Source organism: Sporosarcina sp. FA9 (assembly GCF_051550205.1).
GTDB lineage: Bacteria > Bacillota > Bacilli > Bacillales_A > Planococcaceae > Sporosarcina.
In genome coordinates this window covers 1,239,489-1,260,914 of sequence record NZ_CP188819.1, presented here as the reverse complement: position 1 = coordinate 1,260,914, position 21,426 = coordinate 1,239,489, and the positions used below count along the sequence as shown (strand labels likewise).

Sequence of the window (21,426 nt, the reverse complement as noted above, 5' to 3'; positions counted from 1 at the left end):
CACGTATATCGGTGTGGGTAGCTGCAGTGCGGGGTACCTATGCATGTACTCTTGGTGCGAAAAATAGTGAAAAATCTTCAAACAGCTCACCAATCACTTTTTTCCAAAGCCCATCTTGATCAACTTCAAACGATTCGTATTGCTCACTTTCTTCTCTGACAAAGCAACATGTCCATAGAATTTTTCAATCCAATTCTATTATAACAACCAAAAACCGCTCAATTCACCATTTTCATCGTAATTCACACGAAGAAGATAATCTCCAACTGTATACAGTAATACATAAATCTCCTCCATTTCATCGTAACTATCTTCATCTGGATCGCCAAATATAGCTTTTATCGAAGCTAAATCATTTGTTAATGAGCCGGCTGATAATGAAATCCCTGTAATTTCACGAGTCACCTCATTATAAAAATAACTGCTAGGTCCAGGGAACGAATAATAAGGAGCCCCCTCATAATATTCATTTACAGTGTAATCAGGCATAATCCCAAGCACTTTATCAATCGACTGGCCAATTCGAATATCATTGTCGAGCAACTGACCGTTTTTGATTAAGTCGATTACTTCATCTGTCATCGTCATTTCAGGAAATAATACATATTCTCCAGAATGCTCATGCCACAACTTAGTTGTATACTCTCCAGATTCCCATCCATATCGCGTATTCTGTGTGTATTTTTTCACGGCATGCTCTGTAAATTTGGCTGTATCATTATCCCATTTCCACGTCCTATAAATCCAGCCGATGCCGTCCTCATCACTATCATCATTATTGTAAAAGTATACTTGCAAATATGTATCTTTAAGGAACTTCATTTGTTGATGTGAAACGATTAGCGTGCTTTCCACATCAAACTGGACGCTTTTAATTTCGCCATCTGTATAACGCCACATCCCAAGCGTATTTACATTTGTCGCCTCAGGTTGTACCCAGACAATGAACTGCTCCCCATTAAATGAATATGGAATTGAGAAAGCACGGTCCAAGTTTAAAGTAATATCTTCCAATCTTTCTTGGAGGATGCCGTTTTCTTCATCTTTAATGACTATATATAATGCCACATTCCCAGAATATTGACGTTCTCCCACCGAACCAATTGCATAATTATCCTCAAATACTTCGATTTCGCCTTGTTCCCTCACTAACAACAAATTTGTTTGCTCATTTATTTCCCACGTGTAGAGTGTATCTTCTTCAATGTCCGCAACGGGCTTTTTCTCTCTCTGACCTTGCAAATCATTTACATCTTCTTTTTCTTCTAGCATTCCTGCATTTTCTTTCGTGGACGGACTTTGACCTTCGTCACTTTTACAAGCAGATAACAAAAGTAACAAGGCGACCAGTAAAATATATTGAAATTTTTTCATTGGTATTCCTCCTCATAATTTTTTCATTTGGTTATCAGTTATAATTAGTGAAACAAACCTATTTGAATAAGTGACCCAAAAATTGCAAACCACCGCATAGGCTAATGGTATCACATCTACCAAATATTTTTTACTTTCCCATGAAAAGCGATAGCGCAATTATAAGAGTGGTAAGCTATTCCCTCAAACCACCAAATTAAAATTAAATAAGATGGCGACCTCATTATCCGAAGAGGTCGTCATCTTATTATTAATTTATTCTCTGCTTCTTCTACCATCACGATATGGGTTACCTGTGCAATACACAAAGCAAACACAGATTCGATTAGTGTCTCAGTTGTCTGTTGCACAGGTACCCCCAAATTAGTCATTTTCACTTGCCTGTGCATCATACAACTTAAACACTTTTCAGAATCGTGTTGGAGTTGTGTCATGCACAGACACACTTCTTTAAATAAAATAAGCTGATACCACTTCATTAAATGGCAATCAGCTTATTCCTATTGTAATTGTATATCCTTTGCTCGTTTAAAATCAATTTCTGAAGGTATCTCATCTGACTCCATTAAATCCTTTAATAGCAATAGTTTCATGGTTACATCCGATTCATATACCCGTTCGCTTGTGTTATCCTCATATACTTTGAAAGGAACATTGTGAATGACGTAACGTTTTTGGTCGATTTCCCACGAAACATCTTTCAACAGATCATTTTCAAAGTTCATCGGAAGCCCTCCCCGCACCTTTTGTGGCAATATTACTGTAATAATACTCACTCCTTACAAATTGCATACCCTAATTAACTATTAATTGTAACCATCTCTGTCTGATCTATCTACCTTTCCCCATAATGATACCATGTTTTCTGTTAATTAAAGCCGCTGTCATTAAAAAAGGCATGATCCTCAACTTCTCAGGATCATGCTTACATATTAACTTGCCAATCTTACCCCTAGTAATTTATTCAACTTCAAAAATCCCACACCTGTAAGAATTGCAGTAGTCGACCCGATTGCTGCCGCCAATCCAATATCACCGAACATCATAGATGATAAAAGTAGTCCAATTCCGCCAATTATAAGTAATAGAATGCCAATGATTTTCATAATAATTCCCCTTTGTATTTGATGTTAATACCGTCACCTTAACTGTACTTAATCTTCCATCTCATTCAACACATCAGGATAAATAGCTGTACCGATGATTTCTCCAGTATCGGCATCTTTTGTATTTACTGTGACTTTCAGTTTTTCTGCGTTCGTTCCGTTGAACGCTTGGTAGTACATGCCAGACATTGCAAGGCCTAGTGTGGCAAAACCATCCATACTGCCTTCGAATGCTTCTTTGTCTACCACTACTGTGAATTCAGAGAAGGATCCATTATGTTCAATGTCTTTAATCGAAGCGAAGTCATCACCGCTTACTAATTCTTCAATATAAGTCGATACATTCGTTTTCATTTCTTTCATCATTTCTTTATGTTGCACTTTTGACACCTTATAGGTAACGGATCCATCCTCATTTTTCGTTGCATTTTTAATGCCGCTCTCTTTTGCATCCGCAACGACCTGGTCGATATCTTCCCCTTCCATAAATGAGGATGGAATTGTCACCTCGACATTTAATAGGCCTTTATCAACTTCAAGGGCACCTCCCGTTTCTTCTGTTTTATTGTCTTCTTCCTTATCTTTTACTACTTCCTTATCTGCATCATCACCAGCCGAACATGCCTGTAAAACAAATAAGATGGATAGGAACATAACTAAAAACATTTTCTCCATAATTTTCACCTCCACCTTTTTAATTTAATTATTGTACATAAAAGAAGACGGGAGAACCTTCACTCGAGTCATAGGATAGCTTAAAGTCATCTCCTATTTTCACTTGATTGGCAATGAAACCCTCTCCAGTGCCGCCGTTATAAAGCTCTTTTGAAAGCTCATTTGGAATGACAACCGAACCCCATTCATACACTTCTCCTTCATTCGAAACGAATTTAAAATTCATGTTTGAAAAGTAAAGACTATCGTCATCCGTTTCAGATTCTTTCAAGAATCCTTTTGCTTTAATTAACACATATTCGAATCCTTCAGCGGCAGGTTCGTTGAACATATTTTCATTTTTAATCACTTCCCAAGCTGCTTCCCCGCGAATCAATTCGAGCAATGTTATATCAAGAGCCGATTCATAACTATTAAAACTATCATCATAAATATTTTCCTTTACTGTTATCGTATCTCCAAAAGGTAAAGGATTTGATCTTGTACCGACTGGTTTTTCCACAACTTCTTCGACCTCTACTTCCTCTTCAGTTGCTTCTGTCACAGCTGTAGCACCGAACTCGTTTGTCGGCGTTACTTCACGGCTATTTTTCTCATCGATGTCACCACATGCCGCAAGTACAAACAACAATAATACACTCCATACCATAATAATTTTTCTCATATGAATGTCCCCTCCATTGCTTACTGTTTTCATTATAATTGCACAAAAAAAATAACCTTTGCGGATATCCATAAAGGTCATAGGTATTGTGCGTACATATTCTCTGCCTCTTGTTTCATTTGCTGAACAAGTTCGTTTGGATGAAGAACTTTAACATCGCCACCCCACCGGCATAACCAACGTACAAGGCCTTCGCTCATAACAACTTGTGCCTTCAAAATAAATGTCCCATCCTGTTGATCGATAATATTAGCATTTGTTCCAAAACGATCGATGACAACATTTATCCTACGAGTATGAAAACGAGCTTCCAATGATATCATCTTACCGCCAAACATATGAAACATCCCGCTAGTGTACGTTTTTAAGTCGAAATAAGAATCAGCTACAAATTGCTCTTCCCTTATCCGAACAGTACGCATCCGATCCACGCGATATTGCCGAATTTCATCTTCTTTAATATAATGAGCTACCATGTAATAGCGGTCATTATTCCAAACAAGGCCAAGTGGTTTAACTAAGTATTCGTCTCCATTATGGCTTATGTTAAACTGAAGATCCGTTCCGTACCTGCCATATTGAAATGCGACAATGCGTTGTTCATTGATTGCTTCATGGAGCAGCTGAACAGTTGAGATGATTTCGACTGCCCCTTGTGATGATTGCTCGGCTACAACTAATTCATTGGTCAACTGTTCGGCCAAACTTTGGCTTGTCAGTTTTCTAATTTTCATAAGCATACTATTCGTATCCCGCCGAGGAATGAATTTTGCTGCTGAAATGGCGTCCATCAATAGACGGAGTTCATGTATTTCAAAAATCCTGCCATCATAATAATACTTTTTAGGCAACCCATTTTTCTGTTGGATTGCGATAACCGGAAAAGCAGTTGAATTTTCAAGCGCATGAACATCATCACGAATTGCTCCGATTCCTACTTTTGCATCTTCAGGAAAGAAACCATGCACTTCATGAATAGTTAACATTGTTTTTTCATCTGTATGTTCTTGTAAAATATGTATCACCTCTAACAAACGATCTCTCGCTGTTAACGTATTACTCGTCATCAAAGTACCTCCCCTTTGATATTTTTATTCATTAGTTGAGCGTACTGCAAACGTATAAACCAAATTTAAACGATTTTTAAAAGTTCGTATTATACGTTTTATCGTCATCAGCAGTATGTGCAAATTTTGCACATACTGATCTTAATTTAGTCTGCCTAAGCATCACGCAATTCAAATCAATTCTGAATTATGTTCAAGTTGCACCATACACAGGCAGCACTTAATTATTTTAAAGTCTTTCCCTCAATTGCATCCAGAAATGCTTTAGCTGCTTTATTTTCCACCACATTATCATCAAAATCAGTAAAACTTTGCACGATTGCATCAAGTGTATGTAAATCTTTCATCTGTTCGTCCAAAGGTAAGCCTGATTGCTCACCATCCGTGGCACCTGGGATTAAATTTACATCCTTGGCATCTACATTTACAATATATCTACCATTACTGAAATCAAATTGTCCTCTAATCTTTAATGGAAGATCATTCGAGTCCCAGGCCATCAGCGCAACCTGATAATCCCTTATATCAACTTCCGTATTATTTTTAACAACCACAGAAAACAAATCTGGATAAAGCGCTTTAAGTTCTTCGTCTTGAATTAAGATTGAAAGATCTAGTATCTCAACCGAAAAATCCAAAGCTTCTCTCTTTAATTCCATTAAGCCTTTCTCTTCTACTTCTTCCTTATCATCTACTAATACCTCTTTGGAAACCGTTTCAAGTTCCTTTGCATCCTCCGATTCGTTAACTTTTTCAGTTTCCGCGTCTTTCATCGAACCATTGGAACATCCTGCCAAAAAGATCATTAAGATACCCAATAAACTATAAATGTACCATTTTTTCATATTACTAGCCTCTTTTATATTATTTTTTATATACCCATAAAGCTAAAGATAAAGTCAGAACTTTTTCACGTTCAGGTAAATTAGATTCGCCGTAATCATTGGAGTTCCAAATCCCGAATAACCTGTACAATCTCTCCCCCGAAATCCGCAATCTTTTTCTCGCCTATTCCCACTATCTTTCGCAGTTCTTCAATTGTACCTGGTCTCTTTTCTACAAGGTCATCCAACGTTTTATTCGTGAAAATATGATAAGCCTTCATTCCAGATTCTCTTGATTTTTCCAGACGATATTTCTTCAAAAGTTCTTCTAGTTCATTTGCAGATGTGGAACCAGCTTCAATGGTTGCCGCAATCGTAGGTTCTACTTTGTTCGTAAATTGCTTTTCTTCAACACTGTTTAGAATAGGTTTACTAACATTTTGTGCAGACACATTTAAACCCGCTTTGTTCTTTTTAAGGTTAATACCCATCTGAATCAATTCATCACGATTAATCATTCGAACATGATTGCTTTTTGCTAATTTGATGGCAGCTTTCGTATAATAACTGTTTGAAATTACCCAAGCAGTATTCGCATTATACATTTTAAGTGCTGGTATTACTTCTTGAACCGCGGCAATCCCAACGGAACTTTTATAGCGTTTAGCTTGAACAACAATTACGTCTTTTCCTTTTTTCAGAATTAAATCCGCTCCGTAATCACCAGTAGTAGGCGTATAAGTTATACGATACCCAAGCGTTTCAAAAAGCGTACCAACATACTCCTCAAATTCTACCCCTGACATCTGATCAATTTCACTAATGCCAGAAAGGTGCATTCTTTTCTTGGAACGTACTTTTCCCCAAATTGAAAATAAAAGGATAAGTCCAAATGTAACACCTACCGCAATCGCGACACCTTTTAAAGACCCAAACTTATACCAGCCAACTAATCCAGCTACAAGGATCAATAATCCAAGTATGGAATCAATTTCTTTTTGTTGTTTTTTTGTTCGATTACGCAATTATGTACTCCCCTTCCTGAACATTATTTTCCGAATAGTTAATATACACTATATCATATCAATAGTTCATTTAGAGGTGTACGTATGATAATTCTAGCGAATAATAAAAAGCCATCTCTATGCCGAGAAATCGACTTAGTGATGGCTCTATGATTCAGAATAGAGTCCGAGAGGTGTACTGCTTATATTGCGGGGTACTTGTGCAAGAAACAACAACAAACAATTCAACCAATTGCATATACATACAGAGTTGACTGTTTACTCAGCATATGCCTAATAAATATACAATAGCATTGTATAGTCAGAATAGTTTCATGAACAGGCACCTAAAATAATAATCTATTTAACATAATAGATACCTAACATTTATCTTCATTCAACCACTTAATCTACTTCATTAAGCTTTTCCTTTTTTTGTACTTGCTTTTCAATCTTTTTTATACTCGTCTCTGGAGTTGGCAAATCCTCAGGCATAGTTCCACCAAGTTCTTCAATTGTTTGGCGCACCTTTGTTCCGACTTCAAGATGTGTATTATATGCATTTATTTTACCTTGTACACTTTCTCTTCGTAGTTTTTCATCTGTCTGTGTAGCACGGAACAAGTTTGCTGCTAATTCTGTACTTCCCATAAAATCCAGGATTTGATGACTCTTTTTCAATCCCTTTTTAGTATGGATTGCGTTTCGATCTAAACCACCGTATAATCCCTGATAACCGTGGTTTTGAAAGATAGCATATTCTATAGGCGTTTCTACACCAGCAGCTTTTGCCGCATCCGCTAAAGATTTATTATGCTCTTTCAACTCATTTCGAATAGCCAAACGTTTCTTTTCTTCATCAAGTGATTCAAATTCGTCTTGCAGTTCTTGTTTTCTTGACTGTAATGCAAAATAGGTTTGTCCTAATGCGATAACTTCTTTTTTCGGATCACCATTCTGAACGATTAGATAACATGCGTAACGAGAAAGCATGATATCATCCACTTCTCGCTCTGATCCTGAACCGATATGAACCATTTTGTTGACGTCAACAAAATGGTCTAAAACATTACTCTTACTGATTTCACAAGCCGTTTTTGCTTTATCAATAACCTTTGCAAAGTTTCTCCATTCCTTATAAAGAAGTACGATTTGTAAATCTCTTGCAAACCAAAAATCCTCACCATACTCATTAACATATTTACATTGTTCGAAAGTCTTTTCACTATATCCCTCTATGCCCGTCATAACAATCCCCCTTCATACTTAATAAACGTAGCTGTGTGACATTCAATCATCGTTGTCACACAGCTACGCGAAATTTAATTTCATTACTAATCATAATAAAGGTTAAGACCTAGTGATTTCTATACTAATAAAAGTAAAGGATAATCCTCTTGGGCTATCCTTTTTAGAACTTGTTTTAGTTTTTTTCCATTTCAACATGTTGCTTATTTAAATAAACTTGCATTAAAGAATCAATTGCCACAAAAGTAACGAATACTTCCTTGATAACATTTAACATTTCGGAAGGAATAAAGCTTAGATTGATGTTTGAAAAAGTGAGGAAGTTATATGAAATATAAATAGCTATCATAATCAAATAGGTGTACTTTCTAGTGAATGAGGTATTTGTATACCTTTCAAGATATTTCCTAAACAGTCTAGTGTTGAACATTTCGACGAAAATTCTCATCAATACATTACTCTTATATGCAAAGAAGAGAACCGATAATAAACTTAGAATATAAATAAATCCTTGTTTATATTGTTCGATAATAGGATAGGTTTCTCCTAGTTTTAGAATCAACATGGAAGGTAAAATATAAATACCTAGAAACATTATTATGGTTAGTACAGGTGCAATTAAATATTGAAAATAAATAAAACCTATAAAAGGTAAAGCTAACACCTTTTTATAAATAAATGAAAGGATCTTACTCTTTTCAAATAATTCATAAATTAAAAGCCCTACACCAATGTAGGCTATAAAATAACCTGCCCAACCCAGTAATATATTATTAAATAAATTCTCACCATAAAATGATAAATCTTTTACAAGCCAGTAAGCCATGGCTGTAAAAATAATGCCGATAAACTTACCTGCAAACTTTGAAACAGTCAGAAAATCACTTCCTTTTAATGATGGGTAATTTAGAGTGTGAGAATAATCACTCTGTTTTTAATAAGGATTTTAATTCTCCAATAGAGTAAGCGGGCTTTTTTTGTGCAGCATATAATGGCAATTAGGACATACAGGTCTTAAATCGGCAATTGGATCAACTTCATATTCTTCACCTATAGTGTGTAACTCTTGGAGGTGGCGAACATGGATAAAGTCTTTGCCAAGATTGCCATATGTACTTTCAAAGTTAAATTTACAAATTATGCAGCTACACCCATAGTGTTCTATACATTTCCTTCTTGCTACAGGGTTACGTTCGTACACGTTAACAGAGACTTGTTTAGTAGACCCTTCTGTATACTTTTCCGGTTCATCCACTTCCTCAGTGGTTTAATTAGGATATTCTTCATTTTCATTTATAAATCCCCATATGTTTTTTACTGGTTTAGTATCCTCACATTCTTTCACTCTACCGTTTCCTTGATACACAAATTTAGGATTACTACTGTATTTAAAAATTCGGGTACCTGTGCAAGAAACAACAACAAACAATTCAACCAATTGTGTATACATGGAAAATTGACTGTATCTTCAGCATATGCCTAATAAATATGCAATTGTAGTGTCAGAGTAGTTTCACGCAAAGGTACCAAACCATGCTTGACTACAATATCTTTTATGTTATTTGTAACAAAGGAGAATGGTATTATTTTAAATGAATTAGTACAATTATACCAATCAATTAGATTCTTGTATAGTAAATTATTTTAACTATTCCCACTATTAAAACACTTGTAGAAGCGGCTTACCGGGTAACTATAAGCTTTCGGATAATAGGGGCTTGAACAATAGTACCAATCAAAAATAGAGTAGGCGCATGAATAAATTCATGCGCCTCTCACAGATCCGTACGATTTCGGGATACCTAAAATTTAAATTTATTCCCCAATTAAAATGATAAATCGTCAGAAGTAAATGCTAAGTCTTGAATCTTTCTTGATTTCGAGAAAAACCTTTGGCTAAACTTGATGTGAATTTAAGTCTTCAGTTTTATAGCCATCACCGACTCGCGTGTGATTTGAATCCGGATGCGGCAGCAAACTCACTAGCATAATCAAAGATTGCTTGCATTCCACTTTTATCATTTTCAAAGAATGAATCCTCTAGAAACAAAATAAGCTGATCATGGCCATCCGCCTTGTGCTTTTTAGTGAAACGATATCCCGTGTTAATCTTTCGTGGCGGTGTCACCAGAAGACCTGTCTTGCTAGAAAACATCTTCTCGTCTAAATAACCTGGTGCCAAATCAATCAGAACCCTGACATATTTCTTTACATTTGCATCAACTTGTCCCTACTTAATATCATGTCGATTACGAAGAGAAAACCCTTCCTTTTTCTCCTCAGTTGTCACTACCGTACAACCTTCTCCACTTCCTAAACCACTTTTAATTCCCTTAGAAATTCCGAACGATTCATCACAGACCCCCCAATCTGTTTTATTGAACTGAGTGCGTGATTACTCAAAGCTTTGATAAATTCCGCTTAAAATGACGATACAATTCGTCAGTACTCCACCCTAAGCGATATTGCAATTCATAACAAAACGTCAGCAAGATGATTGGCCCGTCCGAGTTCGTTTCAAACTGGATGCCTTTCCGTTGCAATTCACCCATCAACGGTTCAATAAGGCTTAATCCACCATTACGATAAAGCCCTTCTGCACTCTCTTTTACTTCAAGGGCAAATTCAAGGATGTCTTCACATTGTAGCTGTTCTTTCACTTCCTCTGACAGATAATAAGCGGAAGCAAATAGTAGATCGATTTTCCTATCGGTGAGCTTTCCAGACCCAAGAAAGATTCGTTTCGCCTCGGCATTTAAGACACGTATTAACCGGATATCCTTCTCATGAGGTGACAGGGCATTAATCAAACTCAAGTAATACCAAGACTGATCACGTTTCCCACGGTTAAATCTATGCCACACAGCCTCGCCTACTTCATCGATATCGGATTGGATGGAACGGATATTATGCAGTTTATCCGCGACAATCACGGCTAGCTGATCAGGACTTTTCGTGGTGAGTTCAGCAATTGTCCGATGTTTACGCTCTTCCCACGATAAGGATTTATCGAATTCGGAAGCGGATTGTACGAGTTCCAAGACATAGGGACCAAAAGCAAATAACTCCTCTGCAGTCGTATCGGTATCTTCCAATGTGTCGTGAAGCAATCCCGCAGCGATGACTTCATCACTGTACCCGTAATGCTTCAAAATCATGGACACTGCAAATGGATGCGTAATATATGGGATATCGGTACCTTTTCGGTATTGCCCTTCATGTTTCTTCAAAGCAAACTGAAATGCCTTTTCAATGATATTCATGGAAAGCCCCCCTTGGTTGGTGTTTTCAGTGCTACTAGCGCTTTGAACTCCGCGTGTTGAAATCCATTTCGATTTTCTCTTTCCAATCTTCTTTGATTTCACTGTTGGCTCTGAATGAACTGATTGTTTCACTGATCACATTATAGTTCAGTTCAGTTCCGTCACCGTCCGCATGAAAATTGGTGGCGCGATCTTTTGAAATCCCAAACTGTCTGGCTGTTGCTAAGGCATCGATATTGGCACCGAGAAAGATGAATTCCCAGCCCTGCTTCGCCTTATGAAAATCAATCAGCTCACGAATCTTTTCATAGGTAAATTCACCGCTGGCATTTTCCAATCCATCCGTCGTAATGACAAACAACACATTCCCAGCACGCTTCCCTTCAGGCGCATGCTCCACGGCATGGCTAATGGGGAGGATGGTTTTCCCGATCGCATCCAACAATGCAGTCGTTCCTCTTACGTAATACTCTTTGCTTGTCATCGGTTGAATCGCTTGGAGATCCATCCCGTCATGCAATACTTCATACTCATCGTCAAACAGAACAGTAGTGACCCGTGCTTCGCCCGATTCTTTCTTCTGTTTGTCCAGCATCCCGTTATACCCGCCGATCGTATCGCTTTCAAGCCCACTCATCGAGCCGCTTCGATCCAGAATAAAAACCAGTTCAGTTACACATTTTTTCATGTTGTTTTCCTCCTCAACGTCATTGTAAGTTGAGAATAACATGCCAAAATGATCACGAGGTCGCTTGCAAAGCGACAAATTCAGGCACCTAACACGTTTTGACCAAATTCAAATAGCGCTTCATTGATTTCAAACATGTCATAGCTCCCCAGGCCAATAAAATATTCGATGATCAGATCCGATTTGCTGCTAGGCGATAAGGCGAATCCTGCCCTCCGCAATAAGTCTTGCGTCTCATCTAAATTCAATTGCAAAGCAAGCCCAAAAGCCAACACGGTCGGTTTACTTGGTCGGTACTCAACATCATTACGGATTTTCGAAAACAGTTTCCGATCGATATGCGCCCTATTGTATGTTTCGCTGTCCTTCATCCCTTTTTCGTCTATTTTACGAAGGAGCATTTCCGAAAAGGTTTCTTCCATATTTTCCAATACGTCTTGTAAACTGCGGTAGCTTTCTTGAATGATTACTTTTTCTTGATAAAACTCAATACAGTCTTCTCTAAGTTCATGACTTAATGAAAGTTCTACTATGTAACGTGCATCTATGTATTGTTCGATTTTCAACTTCATTTGATGAGAAATTGTCATGGACTGCTCCTTTTTAAGCACGATTAATGAAATTACAACTATGAGATAAGGTAAGTCTGAAGGCATTTTATTCTTTAACTATTTCCAAGCCTAACCATGAATCCCCATAATTGTTTGGGGAACAACATCCCTGTTTCAATTAATACTATATAATCTTGTTCTTAAAGAATATCTCATTTCGGTACATTATTAAAATGATGGAACATATTCTTTTAAATGAAAGCCATTTGCTAATCGAGAAAAATGTATTCCGGAGTACCTCGGCAAGAAACCACGACAAGCAATATCGATAAACTTTTCAGCATATCGCTAAAAAAAATTAAATGTAGGCTATAGTCAGAATAGTTTTAGGCACAGGTACCTAAAATTAAACCACGACAAGTGTTAACTTCCCCGTCCAATTCCCTTTTATAAAGAGCACCCTTTGTAATAAACAGCTTTCTTAAATCATCTGCCAATAGATATGTCATTTACATAACCTACTTTCTTAAATAAGTACAATTGCAAGATTTCATGAAAGGCTTAATAATAAATATTTATTAGTGTTAAATTAAAATGATCATCTCTGCATCTCTCTTATAATAACTTCTATAGGAGTATTTCGGTTAAAAGTATATTTCTCTGGTGACAGTCTATTCAGGTAGCCCGGATGATACGTTCGATATGTCAATTTCGGCAATGATTTATGCTCACATTGGACAATTTGTTTTTCTGTCCCTTCATCGATCTTTCGGAATTCAATCCCAGGAAGATAACACTTTAATGCATCATCACAATTCGGTCCTGTAAAGAACAATACGATATCGGGCTTTAAAACTTTCAATTCTTCTTCGAATACAGCAAAATGTTTTTTTTGAATCTCTCGAATTTCTTCATTAGCTTTTCCCTTTGCTCCGACCCGTCCCAATTTATGTATATTATTCCATACGACAGAGACTGCAGAGTTTGGGGTGGCTTCTTCAATTAAATTCGACCAACTTCGCATGTAACGCCAAAAAGTACTTTTTCTTGAATAGTCGTTTTCGATTACAAAACTTTTATAGACTTCTTGCAATTCCCCTACCGTATGTCTGCCAATCATTCCTTCCCAATCGTTTGTTTCTTGGCCCACAATCATTAGTTTAACTTCCGCATTATGATAACCCACCTCATCAGGTAGCATTATTAGAAGCGGATGAGTAGGTCGTAAATCAATCGGAAGCGAATTGACTGCATCTTTCAATCTAGACCAATGTACTTCGTAAAGTTTTTTCAGTTTTTGGTTATAGTTGATAGTAAAATCCTCCTAACTAAATAAAGAGTATTTGTGGGACAAACAATCATGTTTGTTTAAACATTTATGAAATTTTCTTGCCTAGGTATGCGAAAGAGTAGTTAATTAAGTATTCGACAAATTAATTCTAGTAGTTCTATTCTATCATATTCTAGTAATCACTAACCATATTTACCAATAGACTCACATACCAACAAAAGACAGTCGATAATAGAAGTGCTACAATTAACCATAAGATTCACACAAGGAGATGAGACAATGCCGATCTACAACAAACTAGTCCGTGATCGTATCCCAGAAATCATTGCAAAGTCTCACAAAAGATTAACTTCACGGATATTATCAAATGATGAATACTTAATTGAAATTAATAAAAAAATGCATGAGGAATTAGCCGAGTATGAAGAAGCCGTATTAAACGAGAATCAGAGGATGCAATTGAAGAACTTGCGGATTTGTTGGAGCTTATTCATGCAGCAGCTTCGGTTTATGATACAACGATTGAAGAGTTGGAAAAAATACGGGAAGATAAAGCTGAAAAACGCGGTGGATTTGATGAGCGTATTTTTCTGATTGAAGTACTAGATGACTGAAATTAGGCTTATCACGTCGAACTTGACAGGGGAAATTAAAGAGCTCACACAAAGTGCGGACAACATCTACTGGATTGTTGCATTCGCGATGAAATTTCCGGGGTACAAGAAACAACAACAAGCAATTCAACCAATTGCATATACTTACAAATTCGACTGTTTTTAGCAAATGCCTAATAAATATGCAATTGTAGTATATTGTCAGAGTAGTTTTACGCATAGGTACCTAACAATCGGTCGCTCTGCACAGGCACCCAACACTAAAACAAAAAACACTTATGGAATCGGCTACGATTTCACAAATGCTTTATAAGTTCGTTTTTAGACGCTTCACCGCATCTTTATAAACTTGATTCTCTCCACGTTTTCCAATCGCAATTATTTCCACAATTTCAGCTTGATCACCGATAATCCGATACACAATTCGAATTCCAATCTTCTTAAACTTGATTCTTCTACATCCAAATAAATTGGACGTATTTTTTTTCGTCAGTTCTTCTCCTAGTTCATCTGCTCGCTCAATCATCTTTGCAATTGCAATGTCGACAAACTTCTTTACTGAACCGTCTAATTTCTGATAATCTTTTTTTGCTTCTTCTATAAATATAACTTCAAATTTATTTTTCATCATTTATTCAAATAAATCTTCATCTGCTATCATATTTGAATCAATCTTTTGAAATTCCTTGTAAGCTGCTTTACCCATGACTTCTTCAAGATCATATCTAAGCCTAGGATTCAGATCCGCTTCCTGAATACGGTTGGAAAGATTATATTCTATCGTTAATTCACGTAGAACTTCTAATTCCATATACATTTTTTCATAATCCTCATAACTTTGTACAACCGAATCAATCCGATTATTTTCAGATATAAATTGCGGAATAATTTTTGCATTCCGACGAACTTCTCCAAAACGTCTAGATGCGACTGAAGCCGGCACGACCTGGTCTACATTGAATTGTGGTTTTTCCATAACATCCACCTTCATTTCTTTCATCTTCCTTACAGTATATGTCCCTTACCTTAAATTATACAGGGGAACACTTATAATGTACATACAAATACAACGTATAATAGCACGTTGTATTTTACGTATAGATACTAAAGTAATAGTGAAAGGTACCAGGTACCCACTAGCGTATACTACGGTCGTTGGCTTCGAACGCATTGCGGGATACCAAGTGCTAACTCGGGGTAATTATGAACTGGTGATAACCTTTATATCCACATCCACAATGTAGTTTGTATACCGCTTTTTAATGTATACATTAAGTATCTTGAGCGCATCATGGCAGTTTCGATTCGATCTAAAACCAAAGGAGGAATCTAGAAAGACAGGTTCATAGATAGCATTAAGAACTTTCGCCATCCCACGTTGAACAATCTTATCCTTATGTTCAGGAATGCCAAGTGGTCTTTTCTTATCCGTCCCAGCCTTGGCAATATAGGTTCGTCTGACAGGAACAGGTTTATATCCATTCCTTTTCATTCGTTTTACCAAATGTACAATGTTCTCTTCTAGGTTTTCGGCGTATTCTTCTTTGGTAATCCTACGGATTCCGGTCGCCTTTCCAGAAGGAAGCTCGTGATGGCATCGTTTAAGATTCTCTTCGTTAAGCAGATGTGCAAGTGACGTGAACTTCATATCAGGATTCATCTTTGACAATTCTGTTATACTTATCAGTTTTGTTTCCATTTACTAACCTACCTCTGCGTGTAGTAAATGTTTCTCTTCCAAGGGCGATAACTAGGTAGTTGCCTTTCCTCCATCAGAATTACCCGATTTCAATGGTACTACGCAACTTTCGGACTTCCTGTACGGCATATGGCTTCCTTTCTTTTTATCGCTTGTTCCGCCATACTCTCCAGTTGGAAAGACCGACAGGACCTCCCGAGTTGTTACAACATATCAATGTCTAATGTGCCAAGGTCAATGACTCCGAAGGAGTCTCCACGGTCTTGCCATATCGTCCGCGAAAATGTAGCTTTCTGTGTGTGCAAACACATCAGCCTCCTTGTTGGGTATTTTCGAAGCTCAATCCCTTCAACCTAACGGCTTTCGGCCCGCCATCTAACTGTCTACGCTTAAAGACATCGGTTACCCGATATCCTCCAAGACTCGCTACGAGTGAATGACTAATTCTTACTCGGCGGGGTTTCCCACCCGCTATATGTTGCAACCTAGGATCGGTCGCTCTGCAGGTACCTAACACTACATTTTTCAACATATCTCTAATAAATAGGTAATTGTAGTTTATAGTCAGAATAGCTTCATGCAATGGTAAATAAAAACCCCTCCGCCATTCTTTTAAGTTAGAGTGGCGGGGGGGGGTTTCAAGTTTTCACTTTAATGCAGAAGGCTGTACGTCTTTTGGAATTGGAGACTTATAAGGATTGTTTTTGAACTTTTCCTCATGCTCTTTCTTAATCTCCTTGAGCTTCTTCGGATCCTCTAGCACTTCGATTGCAGTTAAGGCCATCGTCATTCCTGCACGTAACATACCTTGATGTGCAACTGATGAAACGCCTTGCGTCACCATTTGCCATGCATGCAATGGTGTTCCCACTGCACAAGTAGCGGTTGTACATTGTGCGGTAGGCACTACCCAGCTCACGTCTCCTACATCCGTTGATCCCGGCATAGCCACATCGGATGGAACGTACTCACTAACAAAGTTACTAATATAATGGTCTTCCATTTTGGCTTTGTCTTTTTCTGCTCCCATACCGAACATTTCCATCGTGCTGATAGCGCTCCCTTTTTCACCTTCATTTAACGTACTCCAGATATCTTTTGCATACGCTATGTCTTCATCTGAATAAGAAATATCTTCTTCAAGGCTTTTCAGTTTGCTGTGCATGATTTTTTCTAAGCTTCTATTTGGCATGTAGTTTGAACATGCTTTGTCTATTTTAATTGATACAGAAGTTTCGGTCATCAACGCAGCACCTTCAGCAACTTTACAAATTCGTCTATAAATCGTCTCTACGTCTTCAAGATGCGGCGAACGAATTAGGTACAAGACTTCTGCATCCGCCTGGACTACGTTTGGAGAAGTACCTCCTGTATTCGTTACCGCATAATGGAATCTCGCATCCGGTTTTACATGCTCTCTTAAATAGTTCACCCCAACGTTCATTAATTCCACGGCATCTAATGCACTTCTTCCTAGGTGCGGAGTTGCTGCCGCATGTGAACTGATTCCTTTAAAACGGAAATAGACTTGGTAGTTGGCTAACGAACTCATACTCATGATTCCGTTATTGGGGGAAGGGTGCCATGTTAACGCAAGGTCCAAATGGTCAAATGCTCCTTCACGCGCCATGAACGTTTTTCCTGATCCGCCCTCTTCTCCTGGACAACCAAAATATTGAACTGTCCCTGGAAGATTATTAGCTTGCAAATATTCTTTCACCGCAATCGCCGCTGCAAGTGAACCTGTACCTAAAAGGTTATGTCCACATCCATGCCCGTTTCCACCTTGTTCGACAGGCTCTTGTTTAGCAGTGAGACCTTTTTGGCTCATGCCGGAAAGCGCATCAAATTCCCCGAGAAAACCAATCACCGGACTCCCAGCCCCATACGAACCTACGAACGCTGTGCTAATTCCAGCTATATTTTTCTCAACAGTAAAGCCTTGCTCTTCTAGTGCACCCATTAAATGATTGGCAGATGTATATTCTTCAAATCTTGTTTCAGGATGTTCCCAAAGGAAATCACTAATTTCTTTAAGCACTTCAGATTTCCCCAATATTGTATCTTTTACAAATGATTTTGTAGTATTTTTCGTCATTACGCTTTCAACTCCTCATCCGATTGTATTGTACTCTTTGGATTGGCTTTATCTACGATTACTAATAAGATAATTGCCGCCACAACAACACCCGTAACTAAAGCTAGACCCGCTCCAATTCCTTGATTTACAAGAATTCCAAATGTAAGCGGGAACATAATGAAAGCTAGGACAGAGTTAATAGAATATCCTACAGAATAATCAGTCAGTGCAGGCGATTTGTATTCAGGGTCAACCATTTTCAACAACATTAGACCAGTGATGAAAACTCCAGTATTCGTTCCAAAAACCGCTACACTTCTTTCAAACCAAAAGTCGCCGTAATATTTTTTACATAGCCAATACGAAGCCATTAAGGTAAATCCAGCGACTGCAATCATCATAATTGTAATAGGAACAATGTAAGTTAATACTGCTTTTACAGGCATACTTACAATGGCAGCAACAACTGCAAAGTCCGTGAACATGCTGGAAATTTTTGAAGTTGTCTGGCGATCAACAATCCATCCTAAATTTAATTGGCACATGATCCACCAAATTATGTACATCACAATAATTGCATATGCCCAAATTGGTATACTCCCAACGATAGGAACATTTAACTTCTTCACTAACATAAGCAGTGCATAAGCAATACCGCTTCCTCCTAAAATTAAAGCTAGGTGAAATGCGAGCGTATCAATGGAAGAACCTAACGTTGTTTCTTTACCAAATGTTTGTTGTTTTTCTACGTCAGATTGATAGCCTTGCTTCATTTCCTGTGGAAAACTTCCAGGGCCGCTTAAGAATCTTGTATGTCCTCTTCTTGCCGCGAAGTTGATCATGACGATACCGATTAAAATACCGCCAATTAAACCAACAGTCGCAGTCGTGACTGTAACTCCTTGAGCGGTGTTCCAGTAAGGCAGATTCATCGATTGCAATAAGCTTCCTACGACACCGGCAGTCCCATGACCTCCAGAGAACCCAGCGGCGACCTCTGTACCAAACGTAGCGTATACGTCTGAAATCATACCCAATTTACTCAAGATAAAGTTTAAAGAAAGCCCGATTACATTTTGTCCTTGGCTGATGATGACTAAAATCGCAAACATAATAATAATGTTTCTGCTTGCGTTACTTTTCTCTTTCTTCTTAACTCCTGCACTAATTAGAGCCTGTTCTTTTTTCTTTTCAAGCCTTGATTTAAACTTTACACCAAAAGGAACACTGGCAACTACCGGAATAATTAATATCCCCGGGAGCAAAGCATATATCGTTATCCAATCTCCTGGAATCGGTAGTATCGCATAATTCCCCAATATAACAGGACCAAGCAAAAGACCTACAAATCCACCGATGACCGACGCCGGTAGAAATAGGGATTGCAAAATTTTAAGCCTTGCTCTTAATATAGTTCCGACTAATAAAAAACCGCTTAGGGCTGAAAAAGCAATTAACAGATCCATAATATTTCTCCTCCTACCCTATTTTAATTCGTACTTTAAATTCGTTTTCCATCCTGCTCACTCAAATATAAACACTTAACTTTTTTCATAAAAGTTAATGCCAACTTATCAAAACCACCTTCTCAATCTATCTATTTTCCCGTGCATCTAAACATTCGGAATGTTTTCGGACAGCGTCTGAAATTAGTATACAAAACTTTCTAACTACTGTCCAATCTTTTTTAATTTTCTCCTTTTAAATTAAATATATTTTCAGCAATAAAAACGAATATTCTCGTTGTATTGAGAAAATTCCGGATTTAGAAAGCGTCTTCGTTTGTTGGAGTGGAGCATCTGACTAGAAGGGAAATCAACATTGTTTGGGTTACTTTTAGACAACCCTAAAAAAACATTGAAAGTATTAGGCTCAATTTCTGGGATGATTAATGGTAATATAAGAGATAGCTTGAACTTCTCGTCACTAAAGTAACGAGATTCTGCAAGTTTCAATTGACAAGATACTAAGCCAATTTAATTCTCACTGGGACCGACAAAAGCCCCCTAACCACCTTGCCCGCCAAAGCGGATGTATGGGTACATTTACGTAAGATATTTGCCGCACCGTTCATATCGGCATTGATCCAAACGGAACGCCTTGTTTGATAGAGACCTCGGAAAACACGTTTCCCACTGAATATAGGTTTGTTTTCTGTTATTTCTCCGTAAATTGGAATTGGGTCATTATCTAGAAAACTTGCTTTTGAAGTATAAGATTCTTCCTGTCTTGTAAATTGAATCCCATAGCGTTCACACATGCTTTCGATTTTATTCATTAGTACACTATGTGGAATTTGTACAAAGCGTTGATTTGCTTGTTTGCCCATCTTGCTTTTATTTTTCCAGCTTAGATTGTGACCGACAACAATTTTACCGATTCCATGTTCCAGGCAATGCTGGACCATGTAGTGTGTGGTTTTGTTTAAAAAATCGCGTAAAATATGGTTGCGCTTTCGCAACAAACGGATTTGACCGTTTGTTAGATGGATAATTTGTTGTTTGTCTTTTATGGATTGGAGCCGTGCATTTTCTTTGTTGTACCATTGGTTCACCGATTTTATCTGTTTGCCATCGATGATAAAAGCGTTACCCAGCGTGTCTAAACATGCGGCCAAGTTATCAATACCCAAATCAATAGAAAGAGCTTCATTTTCATCCAAGTTAGTCTTTTCAACTTGCACTTCATACACAAATTCTATTTCGAAATAATGTGCGTTGTACTTCGGGATAATGCGTATTTCCACTACGTCTTCCGCCTGTAAATTTATTGGGAATTGGATGTTAATCGCCCCGTATTCTTTTTTAAACGCTGAGGAAATTGGGATATTAAATGTCCCATCTTCTTGTAATTTAAACTGAGGATAACTCAACTCAAAAAAAGAATCTTTTTTAAGGTAATTTGGAATTCGAGCTTTTCGGTCTTTAATTTTAAGTAAGCCAAAAAAACTTTTAAAGTTTTCCTCTACCTTCATCAATGTTTGTTGAGCAGCGGCCGTACCCATGAATGCGTAGTTTTCATTTGTCTTACAAAGGTGATAATTCTTATTGTAATTTAAATACTTTTTCGTTTCAAAAAAGTGTTGGCGTACGCTGTAAAGTCCGACGTTGTACATGTTTTTACTTAAATGACTTAACTTTCTGAGCGCAAGATACTCTTGTTTGGAACCTAATTTCAGGATTCCTTTTTGAACACCGAACTTCTTTTTTTCTGATTTCGACATCGTTTTCACCTCCATTCCTACTCTTAATTATACAGAATGTATGTTCTGTATGCAA

At 37.6% G+C, this 21,426-nt stretch carries 26 protein-coding genes and 1 pseudogene; 2 read left to right on the top strand and 25 right to left on the bottom strand.

Annotation, left to right across the window (positions count from 1 at the left end; translation table 11 throughout):
• Positions 1 to 198: 198 nt before the first annotated feature.
• The 19 genes from ACP8HH_RS06100 to ACP8HH_RS06010 all read right to left on the bottom strand — a co-directional run bounded on the left by ACP8HH_RS06100 (position 199) and on the right by ACP8HH_RS06010 (position 13,725).
• On the bottom strand, positions 199 to 1,374 hold the full coding sequence (locus ACP8HH_RS06100) for a hypothetical protein (RefSeq protein WP_438317296.1): 1,176 nt from the start codon (positions 1,372 to 1,374) through the stop codon (positions 199 to 201).
• Positions 1,375 to 1,613: 239 nt separating this feature from the next.
• The gene (locus ACP8HH_RS06095; RefSeq protein ID WP_438317293.1) at positions 1,614 to 1,745 is read right to left on the bottom strand and encodes a hypothetical protein; all 132 of its coding nucleotides are present in this window, start codon (positions 1,743 to 1,745) and stop codon (positions 1,614 to 1,616) included.
• A 129-nt stretch (positions 1,746 to 1,874) separates the two neighbouring features.
• On the bottom strand, positions 1,875 to 2,099 hold the full coding sequence (locus tag ACP8HH_RS06090) for a hypothetical protein (protein ID WP_438317290.1): 225 nt from the start codon (positions 2,097 to 2,099) through the stop codon (positions 1,875 to 1,877).
• Positions 2,100 to 2,306: 207 nt separating this feature from the next.
• Positions 2,307 to 2,480, bottom strand: coding sequence for a hypothetical protein (locus ACP8HH_RS06085; protein ID WP_438317287.1), 174 nt, complete (start codon positions 2,478 to 2,480; stop codon positions 2,307 to 2,309).
• A 48-nt stretch (positions 2,481 to 2,528) separates the two neighbouring features.
• Positions 2,529 to 3,155 (bottom strand): hypothetical protein, encoded by a 627-nt coding sequence (locus tag ACP8HH_RS06080; protein WP_438317284.1) that lies wholly within the window; start codon positions 3,153 to 3,155, stop codon positions 2,529 to 2,531.
• A 28-nt stretch (positions 3,156 to 3,183) separates the two neighbouring features.
• Positions 3,184 to 3,819: a hypothetical protein gene (locus tag ACP8HH_RS06075; RefSeq protein ID WP_438317281.1), complete on the bottom strand. Its 636-nt coding sequence runs from the start codon at positions 3,817 to 3,819 to the stop codon at positions 3,184 to 3,186.
• Positions 3,820 to 3,896: 77 nt separating this feature from the next.
• The gene (locus ACP8HH_RS06070) at positions 3,897 to 4,886 is read right to left on the bottom strand and encodes a helix-turn-helix transcriptional regulator (RefSeq protein ID WP_438317278.1); all 990 of its coding nucleotides are present in this window, start codon (positions 4,884 to 4,886) and stop codon (positions 3,897 to 3,899) included.
• 224 nt (positions 4,887 to 5,110) lie between these two features.
• The gene (locus tag ACP8HH_RS06065; RefSeq protein ID WP_438317275.1) at positions 5,111 to 5,731 is read right to left on the bottom strand and encodes a DUF5780 domain-containing protein; all 621 of its coding nucleotides are present in this window, start codon (positions 5,729 to 5,731) and stop codon (positions 5,111 to 5,113) included.
• A gap of 95 nt (positions 5,732 to 5,826) precedes the next feature.
• The gene (locus ACP8HH_RS06060; protein ID WP_438317272.1) at positions 5,827 to 6,735 is read right to left on the bottom strand and encodes a restriction endonuclease; all 909 of its coding nucleotides are present in this window, start codon (positions 6,733 to 6,735) and stop codon (positions 5,827 to 5,829) included.
• Between the two features lie 384 nt (positions 6,736 to 7,119).
• Complete coding sequence (dinD, locus tag ACP8HH_RS06055) at positions 7,120 to 7,962, bottom strand: DNA damage-inducible protein D (RefSeq protein ID WP_438317269.1); 843 nt, start codon at positions 7,960 to 7,962, stop codon at positions 7,120 to 7,122.
• 175 nt (positions 7,963 to 8,137) lie between these two features.
• Positions 8,138 to 8,788 (bottom strand): hypothetical protein, encoded by a 651-nt coding sequence (locus ACP8HH_RS06050; RefSeq protein ID WP_438317266.1) that lies wholly within the window; start codon positions 8,786 to 8,788, stop codon positions 8,138 to 8,140.
• Positions 8,789 to 8,908: 120 nt separating this feature from the next.
• Positions 8,909 to 9,163, bottom strand: coding sequence for an HNH endonuclease (locus tag ACP8HH_RS06045; protein ID WP_438319048.1), 255 nt, complete (start codon positions 9,161 to 9,163; stop codon positions 8,909 to 8,911).
• 66 nt (positions 9,164 to 9,229) lie between these two features.
• Positions 9,230 to 9,400, bottom strand: coding sequence for a hypothetical protein (locus tag ACP8HH_RS06040; protein WP_438317264.1), 171 nt, complete (start codon positions 9,398 to 9,400; stop codon positions 9,230 to 9,232).
• Between the two features lie 498 nt (positions 9,401 to 9,898).
• Entirely contained in the window at positions 9,899 to 10,144 is a 246-nt protein-coding gene (locus ACP8HH_RS06035; protein ID WP_438317261.1) for a hypothetical protein, read from the bottom strand.
• Positions 10,145 to 10,361: 217 nt separating this feature from the next.
• Positions 10,362 to 11,225 (bottom strand): HD domain-containing protein, encoded by an 864-nt coding sequence (locus ACP8HH_RS06030; RefSeq protein ID WP_438317258.1) that lies wholly within the window; start codon positions 11,223 to 11,225, stop codon positions 10,362 to 10,364.
• A 34-nt stretch (positions 11,226 to 11,259) separates the two neighbouring features.
• Positions 11,260 to 11,913, bottom strand: a complete 654-nt coding sequence (locus ACP8HH_RS06025; RefSeq protein WP_438317255.1) for a vWA domain-containing protein — start codon at positions 11,911 to 11,913, stop codon at positions 11,260 to 11,262.
• 80 nt (positions 11,914 to 11,993) lie between these two features.
• Positions 11,994 to 12,503, bottom strand: coding sequence for a hypothetical protein (locus ACP8HH_RS06020; protein ID WP_438317252.1), 510 nt, complete (start codon positions 12,501 to 12,503; stop codon positions 11,994 to 11,996).
• A gap of 347 nt (positions 12,504 to 12,850) precedes the next feature.
• Positions 12,851 to 12,973: a hypothetical protein gene (locus ACP8HH_RS06015; RefSeq protein WP_438317249.1), complete on the bottom strand. Its 123-nt coding sequence runs from the start codon at positions 12,971 to 12,973 to the stop codon at positions 12,851 to 12,853.
• An 89-nt stretch (positions 12,974 to 13,062) separates the two neighbouring features.
• A complete protein-coding gene (locus ACP8HH_RS06010) occupies positions 13,063 to 13,725 on the bottom strand; it encodes a hypothetical protein (protein ID WP_438317246.1) in 663 nt (220 codons plus the stop codon).
• Between the two features lie 309 nt (positions 13,726 to 14,034).
• On the opposite strand from ACP8HH_RS06010, the pseudogene ACP8HH_RS06005 reads away from it, so the two are divergent.
• A pseudogene (locus ACP8HH_RS06005) lies at positions 14,035 to 14,369 on the top strand (nucleoside triphosphate pyrophosphohydrolase).
• Positions 14,362 to 14,535: a hypothetical protein gene (locus tag ACP8HH_RS06000; protein WP_438317243.1), complete on the top strand. Its 174-nt coding sequence runs from the start codon at positions 14,362 to 14,364 to the stop codon at positions 14,533 to 14,535. The pseudogene ACP8HH_RS06005 and the gene ACP8HH_RS06000 overlap by 8 nt, the downstream one beginning before the upstream one ends.
• 141 nt (positions 14,536 to 14,676) lie before the next feature.
• Here the strand turns inward: ACP8HH_RS06000 and ACP8HH_RS05995 are convergent, their stop codons facing one another.
• The 6 genes from ACP8HH_RS05995 to ACP8HH_RS05970 all read right to left on the bottom strand — a co-directional run bounded on the left by ACP8HH_RS05995 (position 14,677) and on the right by ACP8HH_RS05970 (position 21,371).
• Complete coding sequence (locus ACP8HH_RS05995; RefSeq protein ID WP_438317240.1) at positions 14,677 to 15,000, bottom strand: type II toxin-antitoxin system RelE family toxin; 324 nt, start codon at positions 14,998 to 15,000, stop codon at positions 14,677 to 14,679.
• Positions 15,001 to 15,345, bottom strand: coding sequence for a hypothetical protein (locus ACP8HH_RS05990; RefSeq protein WP_438317237.1), 345 nt, complete (start codon positions 15,343 to 15,345; stop codon positions 15,001 to 15,003). It abuts the gene before it with no gap.
• Between the two features lie 225 nt (positions 15,346 to 15,570).
• Positions 15,571 to 16,068 carry a reverse transcriptase domain-containing protein gene (locus tag ACP8HH_RS05985; protein ID WP_438317234.1) on the bottom strand — a complete coding sequence of 166 codons (498 nt, stop codon included), beginning with the start codon at positions 16,066 to 16,068 and terminating at the stop codon, positions 15,571 to 15,573.
• Between the two features lie 646 nt (positions 16,069 to 16,714).
• Complete coding sequence (locus ACP8HH_RS05980) at positions 16,715 to 18,166, bottom strand: amidohydrolase (protein ID WP_438317231.1); 1,452 nt, start codon at positions 18,164 to 18,166, stop codon at positions 16,715 to 16,717.
• Positions 18,166 to 19,614, bottom strand: a complete 1,449-nt coding sequence (locus tag ACP8HH_RS05975) for a sodium/glutamate symporter (RefSeq protein ID WP_438317228.1) — start codon at positions 19,612 to 19,614, stop codon at positions 18,166 to 18,168. Before ACP8HH_RS05975 ends, ACP8HH_RS05980 begins: the two co-directional genes overlap by 1 nt.
• 500 nt (positions 19,615 to 20,114) lie before the next feature.
• Positions 20,115 to 21,371: an RNA-guided endonuclease InsQ/TnpB family protein gene (locus ACP8HH_RS05970; protein WP_438317226.1), complete on the bottom strand. Its 1,257-nt coding sequence runs from the start codon at positions 21,369 to 21,371 to the stop codon at positions 20,115 to 20,117.
• Between the last annotated feature and the right edge of the window lie 55 nt (positions 21,372 to 21,426).

Coding starts and splice junctions, on each gene's coding strand:
- ACP8HH_RS06000 (WP_438317243.1), top strand. CDS start 14,362: ATGACTGAAATTAGGCTTATCACGTCGAACTTGACAGGGGAAATTAAA.
- ACP8HH_RS06015 (WP_438317249.1), bottom strand. CDS start 12,973: ATGACATATCTATTGGCAGATGATTTAAGAAAGCTGTTTATTACAAAG.
- ACP8HH_RS05985 (WP_438317234.1), bottom strand. CDS start 16,068: ATGGAAACAAAACTGATAAGTATAACAGAATTGTCAAAGATGAATCCT.
- ACP8HH_RS06065 (WP_438317275.1), bottom strand. CDS start 5,731: ATGAAAAAATGGTACATTTATAGTTTATTGGGTATCTTAATGATCTTT.
- ACP8HH_RS05990 (WP_438317237.1), bottom strand. CDS start 15,345: ATGGAAAAACCACAATTCAATGTAGACCAGGTCGTGCCGGCTTCAGTC.
- dinD (WP_438317269.1), bottom strand. CDS start 7,962: ATGACGGGCATAGAGGGATATAGTGAAAAGACTTTCGAACAATGTAAA.
- ACP8HH_RS05975 (WP_438317228.1), bottom strand. CDS start 19,614: ATGGATCTGTTAATTGCTTTTTCAGCCCTAAGCGGTTTTTTATTAGTC.
- ACP8HH_RS06080 (WP_438317284.1), bottom strand. CDS start 3,155: ATGGAGAAAATGTTTTTAGTTATGTTCCTATCCATCTTATTTGTTTTA.
- ACP8HH_RS06025 (WP_438317255.1), bottom strand. CDS start 11,913: ATGAAAAAATGTGTAACTGAACTGGTTTTTATTCTGGATCGAAGCGGC.
- ACP8HH_RS06050 (WP_438317266.1), bottom strand. CDS start 8,788: ATGGCTTACTGGCTTGTAAAAGATTTATCATTTTATGGTGAGAATTTA.
- ACP8HH_RS06100 (WP_438317296.1), bottom strand. CDS start 1,374: ATGAAAAAATTTCAATATATTTTACTGGTCGCCTTGTTACTTTTGTTA.
- ACP8HH_RS06020 (WP_438317252.1), bottom strand. CDS start 12,503: ATGACAATTTCTCATCAAATGAAGTTGAAAATCGAACAATACATAGAT.
- ACP8HH_RS06030 (WP_438317258.1), bottom strand. CDS start 11,225: ATGAATATCATTGAAAAGGCATTTCAGTTTGCTTTGAAGAAACATGAA.
- ACP8HH_RS06090 (WP_438317290.1), bottom strand. CDS start 2,099: ATGAACTTTGAAAATGATCTGTTGAAAGATGTTTCGTGGGAAATCGAC.
- ACP8HH_RS05970 (WP_438317226.1), bottom strand. CDS start 21,371: ATGTCGAAATCAGAAAAAAAGAAGTTCGGTGTTCAAAAAGGAATCCTG.
- ACP8HH_RS06075 (WP_438317281.1), bottom strand. CDS start 3,819: ATGAGAAAAATTATTATGGTATGGAGTGTATTATTGTTGTTTGTACTT.
- ACP8HH_RS05995 (WP_438317240.1), bottom strand. CDS start 15,000: ATGATGAAAAATAAATTTGAAGTTATATTTATAGAAGAAGCAAAAAAA.
- ACP8HH_RS05980 (WP_438317231.1), bottom strand. CDS start 18,166: ATGACGAAAAATACTACAAAATCATTTGTAAAAGATACAATATTGGGG.
- ACP8HH_RS06095 (WP_438317293.1), bottom strand. CDS start 1,745: ATGACTAATTTGGGGGTACCTGTGCAACAGACAACTGAGACACTAATC.
- ACP8HH_RS06085 (WP_438317287.1), bottom strand. CDS start 2,480: ATGAAAATCATTGGCATTCTATTACTTATAATTGGCGGAATTGGACTA.
- ACP8HH_RS06070 (WP_438317278.1), bottom strand. CDS start 4,886: ATGACGAGTAATACGTTAACAGCGAGAGATCGTTTGTTAGAGGTGATA.